Consider the following 12389-nt stretch of genomic DNA (forward strand, 5'->3'; position numbering starts at 1 on the left):
TGTCCCCATGTTTACCGAGCGGGCAGACAACCGCAAGAAACCAGACCTCTAAAAGGTAAAAAACTTCATTTGAATGCCCTAAAGAAACGCGCCTTTACAGCTCATTTCGCGATGTGTTGACGCAGCTCCGTCTTAACGACCTTACCATAGTTGTTCTTAGGCAGAGCCGTCAGAACGACGTAGTCCTTCGGTCGTTTAAAACGGGCAATATTTGCGATGCAATGGGCGTCCAGCGCAGCCGCGTCCACCTGTTGGCCATCAGCAGAGACAATACAGGCAACAACTTCTTCACCCCATTCGGCGTGTGGGCGTCCCACAACAGCGACCTCTGCAACGCTCGCATGACCCAACAAGATCTCTTCTACCTCACGCGGGTAGATGTTTGACCCTCCGGAAATGATCATATCCTTGGATCGGTCATGCAAGGTCAGAAAACCATCTTCGTCTAAGACGCCCATGTCGCCAGTCCACAACCAACCATCCCGAATGGTTTGCTGACTTGCATCGGAATTGTTCCAGTACCCTGACATCACAGCCGGACCGCTGACCACGATCTCGCCAATCTCCCCTGTTGGTAAGGTGGTGCCATCCCGATCGACGACCGAAACACGGCTGACCATTTGCTGTCGCCCAACGCTGGCCAATCTTTGGCGCCACCGCGGGTGGTTTCGATCTGCGACCGTCTCGCGAGGCAATACAGTAATCGCCATCGGGCATTCACCCTGGCCATAAATTTGCACAAACCGAGGCCCCATAACTTCGACGGCCTCTGTGATGTCAGCTAGATACATAGGGCCACCTGCGTAAATAATAGACACCAACCCGTCACCACTTGCACCGCTCGCATTGGCGTAGTCCACCATTCGCCGTACCATCGTGGGGGCAGCAAACATCGAAACACGATCAAACTGGGCAGCAAGATCAAAAATCTCTGCTGGTTCAAACCCCTCGGACGCGGGACAAATATGGCGACCACCTGCAATCACATGCAAGAAGTTATAAATACCGGCACCGTGGCTCATTGGAGCGGCATAAAGGGTTGAATCTGCACGACAATGCGACCCAACTCCAGCAAGGTATCCGGTTATCATCGCCATCATATTGCCAGCACTGATCATCACGCCTTTTGGACGCCCCGTTGTACCCGATGTGTAGAACAACCAAATCATGTCACTCGCAGAGACCGCAGCCGGTTCGGCTTGTCCAGACACATTATAGAGGTCAGAAAAGCTATCCTCCCCGGCAATAATCACTTCTTCAAGGCAGTTTGGCCTGATGGCGTCCAATCCCGCGGCGTTAGAGGCCGAGGCAAATACCACCCTAGAGCCGGAATTCTCGATGATCCAAGCGGCTTCCTTGGCGTGGAGCTTTGCGTTAATCGGCACCGCGACCGCTCCGGCCCACCAGATACCGTACAAAGCCTCAAGGTATTCCGTTCTGTTCTGCATCAGGATGGCCACTCGGTCGCCAGCACATATGCCGCGTTGGCCCAATGCACCGGCAATAGAGGCGGCTCGATGTGCGAAAGTTCCATAATCCGCCGTGAGCACTGTCCCGCAAAACAACGCCGGTGCTTCGGGAGAGGATTTCGCGGTGCTTAACAGCCATTCAGCAGGATTCATATCATTGCCTTCCTGTGTACATCCCTAGTGTATGAAATGTCAGGGAACCCGGGCAACTGTAGCAACAGGGCGATGCAGAACAAGTATGTACCAACCTGTTATCCAATTACCCTACGTTCCATCATGACCCCAAACTGATATCAAATCGGACACTATAGTCTTGGCCTCAAATGAATTTTGGGTCACCCTTAAACCAAATCCATTATCAGGCAGACGAAAGAGGTCCTATCGTGAAGGTAAACGGAACACACTACCGCTCGTTGTGGTGGGATGCGGACAAAGACGCGCTGCAAATTATTGACCAACGATGGTTGCCCCATGAATTTCGCGTTCTGCAGGTCAACAGCCTCAAAGACTTTGCCGATGCCATTGTTGAAATGCGGGTACGTGGAGCGCCATTGATCGGTGTCACAGCGGCCTATGGAATGGCACATGCCATGCGACTGGACCCGTCAGATGCAGCAATGGATCAAGCTTGGGAATACCTGGATGCCACACGGCCCACCGCAATTAACCTGCGCTGGGCCCTAAACCGAAGCCGCAACATATTGCGGGGCGTTACGCCTAAAGACCGCGCATCAGTTGCGCTGAAACTTGCTCATGACTTGGCGGACGAGGACGTCGAAATCAACCGTAAGATTGGCATTCACGGACTTGAACTTATTAGAAAAATTTCCAATTCCAAGCCGTCTGGCGAGCCCGTAAGACTGTTGACCCACTGCAACGCAGGATGGCTAGCGACCGTGGATTGGGGGACAGCCACCAGCCCGATGTATCACGCCCATGACGCCGAAATCCCTATTCATGTTTGGGTCGATGAAACCCGACCGCGCAATCAGGGCGCTTTGACAGCCTGGGAGCTGGGCAGTCACGGCATCAGTCACAGTTACATCACGGACAACGCGGGCGGGCACCTTATGCAGCATGGTCAGGTGGACCTTGTGATCACCGGTACAGACCGCACCACCCGGCGCGGCGACGTGTGCAACAAGATTGGCACTTACCTCAAGGCATTGGCGGCACAGGATAACAATATTCCCTTCTATGTCGCCCTTCCCTCGCCCACAATCGACTGGAGCGTTGACGATGGTGTCGCTGAAATTCCAATCGAAGAGCGCAGTGGCGTTGAGATCACCCATGTGCAGGGCAAGATGGCAGATGGCAGCCTTGGCACCACTCAAGTGACCCCCGATGGCACATTGGGCGGAAACCCAGCCTTTGATGTGACTCCGAACCGTCTGGTCACAGGGTTAATCACTGAGCGTGGCGTCTGCGATGCCAGCACAGAGGGTTTATCGACACTGTTTCCCGATCTGGTGAATGCGCCGTGACCGTCCCGTATCAGGACACCTCTGAACTCCGGCAGGCAGTCATCGACGCCTGCCTTTCACTGAATAACCTGGGTATCAACCAGGGCACGTCGGGGAACATCTCTGTTCGGGTTGAGGATCAGATGCTGATTACCCCATCCGGCATCGCCTACGACTGCCTGTCACCGGATATGCTTGTTTCGATGCCACTAGATGGACGTGCAACGACTCTTGGCCAGTTGAAACCTTCGACCGAGTGGCGGTTTCACCAGTCCATTCTGCTCTCGAAACCACATATGCACGCCGTTGTTCACGCACATCCGGTCTATTGCACGGCTTTGGCCATGAACCACCAGGAGATCCCGGCCTGCCATTACATGGTTGCGGCTTTTGGCGGCAACTCTGTTCCGTTGGCCGATTATGCTATTTTTGGCAGCGAGGCGCTGTCCAACAATCTAGATAAAGCCTTGGCAGACCGTCATGGCTGCCTCATGGCTAACCACGGCGCAGTAGTAACCGGCGAGACGCTGGAAAAGGCAATGTGGCGTATGGTCGAGTTGGAAACTTTGGCAAAAGGCTATGTGACTAGCCTGTCCATTGGCCACCCTCAGCTTCTAAGCGACCCAGAAATAGAAGAAGTTTTACGGGCGTTCTCAAATTATGGCGCCCAAAATAAATGATAATAATTGTGTTATTTCAATCAGTTACTAATTACACCTCATGCAATTGAATGAAGTGATCGCATTACGCGCGCATTACGATCAAAATTCCAACCTTATCTCCTTGTAATTGTTTTAATTTCGTTTCACCTTTGCATGCATACAAACGGAAACAGTAACATCTTTCTGTCTCGTACCTACTAAATGCGTCTCTTCGGAGGGAAATATCAATGCAAGACCCGCTGATTTTCGACGGCCATAATGATGTGTTGTTGCGCCTGCATCAAGGCGATGTCAGCGCAGGGTTGGACGGTTTTCAAGGTGCTGGTGGACGCCATATCGATCTGGAAAAGGCCCGGACCGGTGGGTTTGGTGGTGGTTTTTTCGCCATTTATGTTCCCGGAGAACACAGCCACACCAACGACATGGATGAGATGTTAAAGCCCAGCTACGACTTGCCGCTTCCGCCTCAGGTCGAATGGGATATCGCGTCCAAAGTGGCGCTGTCGCAAGCCTCTAGTCTAATCAAACTAGAGAGAGACGGCGCACTAAAAATATGCCGTACCACCACAGAAATTCAAGATTGCATGACACATGGCTTGATGGCCGCTGTAATGCACATGGAAGGGGCCGAAGCCATTGACCCCGATTTTCATACACTTGATGTGTTGTATCAGGCCGGGTTGCGCTCGCTTGGTCCGGTGTGGAGCCGTCCAACGATTTTTGCCCATGGCGTACCATTTCGTTTTCCCAGCACACCAGATACCGGCCCGGGACTGACCGACGATGGCGTTAGATTAATTCGCAAATGCAATGATTTAGGTGTCATGGTTGATCTATCTCACCTGAACGAGGCAGGGTTTTGGGATGTGGCACAAATCAGCACAAAACCGCTGGTTGCTACCCATTCCAACGCCTATGAGCTATGCCCTCATAGCCGCAACTTGACCAATCACCAATTGCACGCAATCCGCGACAGCGACGGAATGGTCGGTCTGAATTTCGCCGTCGCCTTTTTGCGTTCAGACGGAAGGATGATCGAAGACACACCTATTTCGGCAATGTTGACTCATCTTGATTACTTGATTGAGAATCTTGGAGAAGATCGAGTTGGCCTGGGCTCTGATTTTGACGGTGCTGTCGTGCCCGCAGGGATCAAAACCATCGCCGGCTTGCCAAACTTGCGCTCTGCGATGCGAAACCACGGTTATGACGACCCACTAATAAAGAAACTCTGCCATCAAAATTGGCTGCGTGTTCTCGACCTGACCTGGACGTAACATCGACCGGGTCCAAATACTTAAAACCAAAAGGGAGTAATAATATGAATGCTTTTACAAAACTAATGGGTACTGCTGCGCTGGGCTTTGCCCTGGGTGCTGTTGCCCTGCCCGCAATGGCGGAAACGCCTGCCAATATGTTGGTGATCGCCAACCGTATCGATGACATCACCACACTGGATCCCGCCCAAAGCTTTGAATTTGCTGGCTCGGACGTGCTGCGCAATATCTATGGCCGGTTGGTCAATTTTGATCCCATGGATCTGGACGCAGGGTATCAGCCTGATCTGGCCGAAAGCTGGACTGTGTCTGAAGATGGTCGCACTATCACATTCACCATGCGTGACGGCGTCAAGTTTCACTCGGGCAATCCAGTGCGCGCCGAAGATGTCGCATTCTCGTTCAAACGCGTTGTAACGCTGAACAAAACCCCATCGTTCATCCTGACACAGTTCGGCTTTACCCCCGAAAACATGGACGAAACCATCACCGTCAGCGGCAACACCGTGTCAATCACCACGGACAAGGAATATGCAACTTCGTTCGTGCTGAACTGCCTGACAGCCACCATCGGCGGGATCGTTGACGAAGTCACAGTCATGGCCAATGAAGTTGACGGCGATCTGGGCAACACATGGCTGAAAACCAATTCGGCCGGTTCCGGTGCCTATACACTTGCCAGCTGGAAGCCAAAGGAAAGCGTCACCCTGACTGCTAACTCTGACTTCTATTTGGGTGAACCAGCGATGAAGCGTGTCATCGTTCGTCACGTTCAGGAAAGTGCAACTCAGCGCCTCATGCTCGAGCGCGGTGACATTGATGTTGCGCGCAACTTGAATCCATCCGACGTCGAAGGCATTCGCAGTGCCGAAGGTGTCGAAGTTCTCGAAGAGATGCGCGGTCGTCTGATGTACATCTCGATGAACCAAAAGCATCCAGAACTGTCCAAGCCCGAAGTTCGCCAGGCACTAAAGTACCTGATCGACTACGAAGGCATGCAGAACAGCTTCCTCAAGGGAGCTTATGTCACCCACCAGAACTTCCTGCCGCGCACCTATTTGGGCGCCGTGGATGAGAACCCGTTCTCGATGGATGTTGAAAAAGCCAAGGCCTTGTTGGCCGAAGCGGGTGTAGATGGTCTGGAATTGACTGTTGGTGTTCGCGAAGCGCAGGAGCGTCTGGAAATCGGTCAGTCACTGCAAAACACATTTGCGCAGGCCGGCATCACGCTGAACCTCGAAGTTGGTACTGGCAAGCAGGTTCTTTCCAAGTATCGCGCACGCGAGCTGGATATCTATCTGGGTGCATGGGGCCCTGATTATCCGGATCCACATACCAATGCTGGTACATTTGCCTATAACCCCGACAACTCGGACGAGGCGCAGGCTACTGGTCTGCTGGCATGGCGCAACAGCTGGGATACTGGCAAGCTGACTGGTATGTCTGCCGCCGCCGTGGTCGAAGGAGACCGCAGCAAGCGTGAAGCAATGTATCACGACATTCAGGCAACTTTCCGCGATACCTCGCCTTTTGCTGTGATGTTCCAGAAGATTGAACCGGCTGGCATCAACGAAGATGTTGAAGGTCTGAACCTTGGCGGTGCGATCACCGCAGTGTCATACTGGACCGTGACCAAGTAAATGTCGTCCACACACTACACACCAAAGAGGCAGCCCCGGCTGCCTCTTCCCTCTTGGCTAAAGGGTACGCTCGTCACCCTGGCGTCAATCTCGGTCACCATGTTGGGGCTTTTGTTTGTCACCTTCTTTATCGGTCGGGTGATGCCAATCGATCCGGTTATTGCAGTCGTTGGCGAGCGCGCCACGCAAGAGCAATATCACGCAGCATATCTTGAGCTGGGCCTCGACAAGTCATTGATTACACAATTCACCTATTACGTCTGGGACGTGTTGCATGGTGATTTTGGAATGTCGCTGCTGAATGCGCGTCCGGTGTCCGAAGACATCAAACGTGTCTTTCCTGCGACCATGGAACTGGCCACCATAGGCATTATCTTTGGCATTGTGCTTGGCGTTCCGTTGGGTGTCGTTGCCGCAGTTCGCCGCGGCAGCTGGATTGACCAAATTGCCCGTGTGGTTGCGCTTGTTGGATATTCAATGCCCATTTTTTGGCTCGGACTGATGGGCCTATTGCTATTCTACGGTATTCTCGGCTGGGTTGGCGGCCCGGGGCGTCAGGGCATTTTCTATGAGGATACTTTTCCCTCGGTCACCGGTATGATCTTGGTCGATGCCGCGCTCGCTCGCGATTGGGGTGCCTTTAAGGATGCATTTTCCCATATCGTGCTGCCGGCCTCGCTGCTGGGCTATTACAGCCTAGCCTATATCAGCCGGATGACCCGCTCGTTCATGCTGGAACAAATGTCAGCGGAATATGTGACCACTGCCCGTGTCAAAGGTCTCAGCGAATGGGCTGTGGTCTGGCGCCACGCTTTTCGCAATATCCGCGTACAGCTGATCACTGTGATCGCACTAAGCTATGCCAATCTGCTGGAGGGCTCGGTGCTTACCGAGATCATCTTCTCGTGGCCCGGCATCGGCAATTACATCACCACCGCGTTGCTGTCTGCTGATATGAATGCAGTGCTGGGCGGCACGGTTGTTGTTGGATTAATTTTCGTCTGCCTGAATATCTTTTCCGACCTTCTCTATAAAATCTTCGACCCGAGGTCCAAATGAGCAGTCAATCTCAAACTATGCGCGAATGGCTTTTATCCGAAACACCCGAGTCGCGTCGGCATGCCCGCTTAGCTGCCCTCTACAAAGGCTGGCTGACTCTGCGCGCGAACCATATGGCAATGATTGGGCTGGGCATTATTGCGGTTCTGGTGGGTACGGCGATTTTTGCGCCTCTGCTGGCGCCGCATGACCCCTTTGTACAGGACCTTGGCAACCGGCTGAAACCTCTGGGAACCGAGGATCATATTCTGGGCACTGACACGTTGGGCCGGGATATTCTCAGCCGAATGATCTACGGATCGCGGATTACGTTATATATCGTAGCACTAGTGGCGATGATCGCGCCGATCGCTGGGCTGTTGGTGGGCACCGTGTCGGGGTATGCTGGCGGTTGGACTGACATTGTCCTGATGCGCATCACCGATATTTTTCTGGCCTTTCCGCGCCTGGTGCTGGCTTTGGCATTTGTTGCCGCGCTGGGCGCCGGGATTGAGAACGCGGTGCTGGCCATTGCTCTGACCGCCTGGCCGCCCTATGCCCGCATGGCTCGTGCGGAAACCCTGACTATCCGTTCTTCGGATTATATCAGCGCCATTCGCCTGCAAGGCGCCGGACCGCTTCGTATCATCATCAAACACATTTGGCCTCTGTGTATCAGTTCATTGATCGTGCGGGTAACGCTGGACATGGCTGGCATCATTCTCGCCGCTGCTGGTCTGGGCTTTTTAGGACTTGGCGCTCAGCCTCCCTCGCCCGAATGGGGCGCAATGATATCAGAGGGCCGTCGTTTCATTTTGGATCACTGGTGGATCGCAACTATGCCCGGTCTTGCAATCTTTACGGTTTCGCTGGCTTTCAACCTACTGGGTGACGGCTTGCGCGACGTGCTTGACCCAAAGGACAGCACCTCATGACGACATTACTGGATGTAGATAACCTTTGGGTAAAGTTCCCCACCCGCAGCGGCGTCTTTGACGCTGTACGTGGAGTGTCGTTCTCGTTGGGACGGGAACGATTAGGCATCGTCGGCGAGAGTGGTTCAGGCAAATCACTGACGGGCCGGGCTATATTGCAGTTGATCCGCCCACCCGGAATTGTCGAAGCAGGTCACATCAACCTGCATGGTGAAAACCTGCTGGCCAAATCCGCACAAGAAATACGCACGGTACGCGGTGAAAAGATATCGATGGTGATGCAGGATCCTAAATTCTCGCTGAACCCGGTTATGCGCGTTGGCGATCAGATAATTGAGGCCTACCGGCTGCACGCCAAGGCCAGCAAGGCCGAGGCCTATCAGAAATCGGTTGAGATGCTTGAGGCCGTGTCGATCCGTGACGCCGAACGGGTGATGAAGGCCTACCCGCATGAAATGTCGGGTGGCATGGGACAACGGATCATGATTGCCATGATGTTGATCCCCAATCCGGAAATCCTGATAGCGGATGAACCGACCTCGGCTCTGGATGTATCTGTTCAGGGACAGGTTCTGTCGATCATGGACAAGTTGGTAAAAGACCGCGGCATGGGGCTAATCTTTATCAGCCACGATTTGAACCTTGTGTCGCAATTCTGCGACCGGGTGCTGATCATGTATGCCGGCCGTATCGTCGAAGTCTGCCAGGCCGACAAGCTGCACGAAGCGAAACATCCTTATACCAAAGGTTTATTGGGCAGCCTGCCCCGATTTGAGTCCCCACGCGACAGATTGCAGGTGTTAACCCGTGACCCGGCTTGGCGAGAAGCCCCCAGCGTGGAGGGGCGGCTATGAATGACGCTATTTCAATCCAAAATCTAAATGTTTGGTTTGGCGAACATGACGATCTGTTTCAGGCGGTCAAGAATGCCACTATTTCGGTATCTGAAGGGGCCAGTTTTGGTCTGGTCGGCGAAAGCGGTTCAGGCAAGTCAACCATCCTTAGGGCACTGACCGGACTGGCTCCTCAGTGGGAGGGGCAGATGTCAGTCAATGGTATCGAACTGAGCCATAAACGGGAAAAACATTTTTACAAAACTGTTCAAATGGTGTTCCAAGACCCCTACGCCTCGTTACATCCGCGCCAGTCAGTGGATCAGGTATTGTCGGAAACGCTTACCCTGCATGGATTTCGTGATATAGATGATCGGGTCAACCGGCTATTGCTCGATGTTGGCCTTGGCCCTGAATTCAGATTTCGTTACCCGCACCAATTGTCCGGTGGTCAACGCCAGCGCATTGCCATTGCCCGCGCTCTGGCACCGGAACCCAAAATCCTGCTGCTCGACGAACCAACATCGGCACTGGATGTGTCTGTACAGGCCGAAATCCTAAATCTGCTGTGTGATCTACGGGCAGAACATGGCTTGACCTATCTGATGGTCTCACATGATCTGGCTGTTGTGGCACATATGTGCGAACGCGCTGCAGTGATGCGTAATGGCGAAATCGTCGAGATTATCGAAGTGGCCGATATGCGCGCCGGTAAGACTACGCATGACTATACAGCTCAATTGCTTCATGCTTCGGCAAATCGAGTTGCTTGAAATGGGCCATAAACTGCGCGGTTAAACGCCGGGCAGTTCATCGACTGGACCTGTCAAACTTTTGTGCTACTCCAAATGCTCGTTTAAGCCAATCTTGGACGTCAAATATTGATACTTGAAGGATAAACCTGTTAAACCGATTCACATTCCAAATCAAAATACCATATAAGGGTTTGCGGATAGGAAGGATTTCACCATGCAACTGCCATTCAATGGAGCAATCAGCGCCTACTATGAAGACGCAGCACCAGCCGAAATTCGCAATGCTATCCGAGAGCACGGCAAGGACAAAATTTTAAGCCGAAGCTATCCACATCCAGAGAGAATGAGCCGCAAATCCTATAACAAGGAAATGGCCAAACTGCAGGTTGAACTGGTAAAAATGCAAGCAGGGATCAAGCAGTCCGGCGACCGCGTTGCTGTTCTGTTTGAAGGGCGAGATGCCTCCGGAAAAGGCGGTACAATCAAAAGATTCCGTGAAAATCTTAATCCACGCGGCGCACGTGTCGTGGCTCTTAGCAAGCCCTCAGAGGCAGAGCAGACACAATGGTACTTCCAACGGTACATTGATCACCTGCCTTCCGGTGGTGAAATAACATTCTTTGATCGCAGTTGGTACAATCGTGCGGTCGTGGAAAACGTCTTTGGGTTCTGTAGTGACGACCAACGTGAGCGGTTTTTCAGACAAGTGGACGGATTTGAACGCGCGCTGGTCGATGACGGCATCAAACTGTTCAAGTTCTGGCTGAACGTCGGCCGCGCCGAGCAGCTGCGCCGGTTCCTTAAACGGGAAGAAGACCCATTAAAGCAATGGAAACTCAGCCCAATTGATATCAAGGGCCTTGAACGCTGGGATGATTACACTACTGCTATTGGTGAAACATTTGAACGCAGCCATAGTGAGGCAGCGCCCTGGACAGTGATCAGATCCGAAGACAAACGCCGGGCGCGAGTGTCTGCCGTCCGCCACGTCTTAAGTGCGCTCGACTATGAAAATAAAGACATCAGTGCACTTGGTTCTGTAGACACAACAATCTGCGGCGGCCCGGAAATCTGGGATGCCTAAACGTGGCTATCATCACGGCAATTTACGCCAGGCTTTGGTCGAGGCTGCACTGCGGCTAATCGAGGTAAAAGGTCCAACTGGATTTACCTTGTCTGAGGCTGCAAAACAGGCTGGAGTAACCCCTGCGGCAGTCTACCGGCACTTTGAGGGACGTGAAGACCTGATCGCTGAAGCGGCGCGTCAGGGGTTCTCAATGTTTGCGGATCTAATGCAATACGCTTACGAAAAGGGTCAACCCTCGGCCTTGGCTGCATTTGAATCCACGGGTCGCGCCTACTTGGCCTTTGCCCGCAAACATCCGGGCCATTACATAGCCATGTTTGAGAGCGGAATTTCAGTCAATAGAACTGCAGAATTGGCCGACGCGGCCGGCCGCGCCCGCGGCATTTTTGAACGCGCTGTTACCGAATTATGTGAGAATATCCCACCGCATAAGCGCCCGCCGGCCTCTATGTTTTCGGCTCATATTCTGGCGCTTAGCCATGGGGTTGTAGAGCTTTACGCCCGCAACACCCCAGGCTCCGCTTCGCCGTTTTCGCCGGAGGATCTACTGGAAAGCGGTATAGGAATCTACTTGCGTGGCTTAGGTCTGATTGGCCCGGATGCGTAGTATATTGGCGAGCTGGCCAATAGATCTCTAAATGCGGCGCCGCTGACGTATTGACCATTCTTGCCCCCAACCTGAACTGGAAAGCAAAAAGGCCGCGCATTTTGCGCGGCCTTTTCAATGTGATATAACCCAAACTTAACGCTTGGAGAACTGGAAGCTCTTACGAGCTTTGGCCTTACCGTATTTCTTACGCTCAACAACACGGCTGTCGCGTGTCAAGAAGCCAGCAGCTTTCAGTGCGCCGCGCAGGCTGGGATCATACAGCTGCAGTGCTTTGGAAATACCGTGCTTGACCGCACCGGCCTGACCGGACAGGCCGCCGCCTTTGACGGTAGCATAGACATCAAACTGGTCTTCGGTGCCGGACACCTGGAACGGTTGACGCAGGATCATCTGCAGAACCGGACGGGCGAAGTACACCTTGATTTCGCGACCGTTCACGGTGACCTTACCGGAACCCGGCTTGATCCAAACGCGGGCAACAGCGTCTTTACGCTTGCCGGTTGCATAGGAACGGCCCAACTCATCACGCACAGGATCGCGTGCGATGATGTCTTCGGCTACAGCTTCAACGCCAGCAACGGCGCTCAGCTCTTCGAGAGTGTTGATCTGATCAGACATCT

General features: G+C 53.2%; 12 protein-coding genes. 10 read left to right on the forward strand and 2 right to left on the reverse strand.

Going from position 1 to position 12389, the window contains the following annotated elements; genetic code table 11:
* Nucleotides 1-101: 101 nt before the first annotated feature.
* Nucleotides 102-1622 carry a class I adenylate-forming enzyme family protein gene (locus tag EBB79_RS10675; protein WP_127748877.1) on the reverse strand — a complete coding sequence of 507 codons (1521 nt, stop codon included), beginning with the start codon at nucleotides 1620-1622 and terminating at the stop codon, nucleotides 102-104.
* Between the two features lie 230 nt (nucleotides 1623-1852).
* Between EBB79_RS10675 and mtnA the strand changes: the two genes are divergently transcribed.
* The 10 genes from mtnA (at nucleotide 1853) to EBB79_RS10725 (ending at nucleotide 11766) form a co-directional block, all read left to right on the forward strand.
* Nucleotides 1853-2953: an S-methyl-5-thioribose-1-phosphate isomerase gene (gene mtnA / locus EBB79_RS10680; protein ID WP_127748878.1), complete on the forward strand. Its 1101-nt coding sequence runs from the start codon at nucleotides 1853-1855 to the stop codon at nucleotides 2951-2953.
* A complete protein-coding gene (locus EBB79_RS10685) occupies nucleotides 2950-3612 on the forward strand; it encodes a class II aldolase/adducin family protein (protein WP_127748879.1) in 663 nt (220 codons plus the stop codon). Before mtnA ends, EBB79_RS10685 begins: the two co-directional genes overlap by 4 nt.
* A 209-nt stretch (nucleotides 3613-3821) precedes the next feature.
* Complete coding sequence (locus tag EBB79_RS10690) at nucleotides 3822-4871, forward strand: dipeptidase (protein ID WP_127748880.1); 1050 nt, start codon at nucleotides 3822-3824, stop codon at nucleotides 4869-4871.
* 44 nt (nucleotides 4872-4915) lie between these two features.
* The gene (locus EBB79_RS10695) at nucleotides 4916-6511 is read left to right on the forward strand and encodes an ABC transporter substrate-binding protein (protein WP_127748881.1); all 1596 of its coding nucleotides are present in this window, start codon (nucleotides 4916-4918) and stop codon (nucleotides 6509-6511) included.
* Entirely contained in the window at nucleotides 6512-7570 is a 1059-nt protein-coding gene (locus tag EBB79_RS10700; RefSeq protein ID WP_127748882.1) for an ABC transporter permease, read from the forward strand.
* Nucleotides 7567-8484: an ABC transporter permease gene (locus EBB79_RS10705; RefSeq protein ID WP_127748883.1), complete on the forward strand. Its 918-nt coding sequence runs from the start codon at nucleotides 7567-7569 to the stop codon at nucleotides 8482-8484. Before EBB79_RS10700 ends, EBB79_RS10705 begins: the two co-directional genes overlap by 4 nt.
* A complete protein-coding gene (locus EBB79_RS10710) occupies nucleotides 8481-9338 on the forward strand; it encodes an ABC transporter ATP-binding protein (RefSeq protein WP_127748884.1) in 858 nt (285 codons plus the stop codon). Before EBB79_RS10705 ends, EBB79_RS10710 begins: the two co-directional genes overlap by 4 nt.
* Nucleotides 9335-10090 carry an ABC transporter ATP-binding protein gene (locus EBB79_RS10715; protein WP_127748885.1) on the forward strand — a complete coding sequence of 252 codons (756 nt, stop codon included), beginning with the start codon at nucleotides 9335-9337 and terminating at the stop codon, nucleotides 10088-10090. Before EBB79_RS10710 ends, EBB79_RS10715 begins: the two co-directional genes overlap by 4 nt.
* 196 nt (nucleotides 10091-10286) lie before the next feature.
* Nucleotides 10287-11156 carry a polyphosphate kinase 2 gene (gene ppk2, locus EBB79_RS10720; RefSeq protein ID WP_127748886.1) on the forward strand — a complete coding sequence of 290 codons (870 nt, stop codon included), beginning with the start codon at nucleotides 10287-10289 and terminating at the stop codon, nucleotides 11154-11156.
* A complete protein-coding gene (locus EBB79_RS10725) occupies nucleotides 11149-11766 on the forward strand; it encodes a TetR/AcrR family transcriptional regulator (protein WP_127748887.1) in 618 nt (205 codons plus the stop codon). Before ppk2 ends, EBB79_RS10725 begins: the two co-directional genes overlap by 8 nt.
* Nucleotides 11767-11901: 135 nt before the next feature.
* On the opposite strand, the gene rpsI is transcribed toward EBB79_RS10725, so the two are convergent.
* Nucleotides 11902-12387 carry a 30S ribosomal protein S9 gene (gene rpsI, locus EBB79_RS10730; protein ID WP_127748888.1) on the reverse strand — a complete coding sequence of 162 codons (486 nt, stop codon included), beginning with the start codon at nucleotides 12385-12387 and terminating at the stop codon, nucleotides 11902-11904.
* Between the last annotated feature and the right edge of the window lie 2 nt (nucleotides 12388-12389).

Origin of the sequence: Parasedimentitalea marina (assembly GCF_004006175.1) — a bacterium.
In the GTDB taxonomy this organism is placed as follows: domain Bacteria; phylum Pseudomonadota; class Alphaproteobacteria; order Rhodobacterales; family Rhodobacteraceae; genus Parasedimentitalea; species Parasedimentitalea marina.

Excerpts from the sequence above, each read along its gene's own strand:
- EBB79_RS10675 (WP_127748877.1), bottom strand. The coding sequence starts at position 1,622 with ATGAATCCTGCTGAATGGCTGTTAAGCACCGCGAAATCCTCTCCCGAA.
- ppk2 (WP_127748886.1), top strand. The coding sequence starts at position 10,287 with ATGCAACTGCCATTCAATGGAGCAATCAGCGCCTACTATGAAGACGCA.
- EBB79_RS10710 (WP_127748884.1), top strand. The coding sequence starts at position 8,481 with ATGACGACATTACTGGATGTAGATAACCTTTGGGTAAAGTTCCCCACC.
- EBB79_RS10725 (WP_127748887.1), top strand. The coding sequence starts at position 11,149 with ATGCCTAAACGTGGCTATCATCACGGCAATTTACGCCAGGCTTTGGTC.
- EBB79_RS10715 (WP_127748885.1), top strand. The coding sequence starts at position 9,335 with ATGAATGACGCTATTTCAATCCAAAATCTAAATGTTTGGTTTGGCGAA.
- EBB79_RS10705 (WP_127748883.1), top strand. The coding sequence starts at position 7,567 with ATGAGCAGTCAATCTCAAACTATGCGCGAATGGCTTTTATCCGAAACA.
- EBB79_RS10700 (WP_127748882.1), top strand. The coding sequence starts at position 6,512 with ATGTCGTCCACACACTACACACCAAAGAGGCAGCCCCGGCTGCCTCTT.
- EBB79_RS10695 (WP_127748881.1), top strand. The coding sequence starts at position 4,916 with ATGAATGCTTTTACAAAACTAATGGGTACTGCTGCGCTGGGCTTTGCC.
- rpsI (WP_127748888.1), bottom strand. The coding sequence starts at position 12,387 with ATGTCTGATCAGATCAACACTCTCGAAGAGCTGAGCGCCGTTGCTGGC.
- EBB79_RS10690 (WP_127748880.1), top strand. The coding sequence starts at position 3,822 with ATGCAAGACCCGCTGATTTTCGACGGCCATAATGATGTGTTGTTGCGC.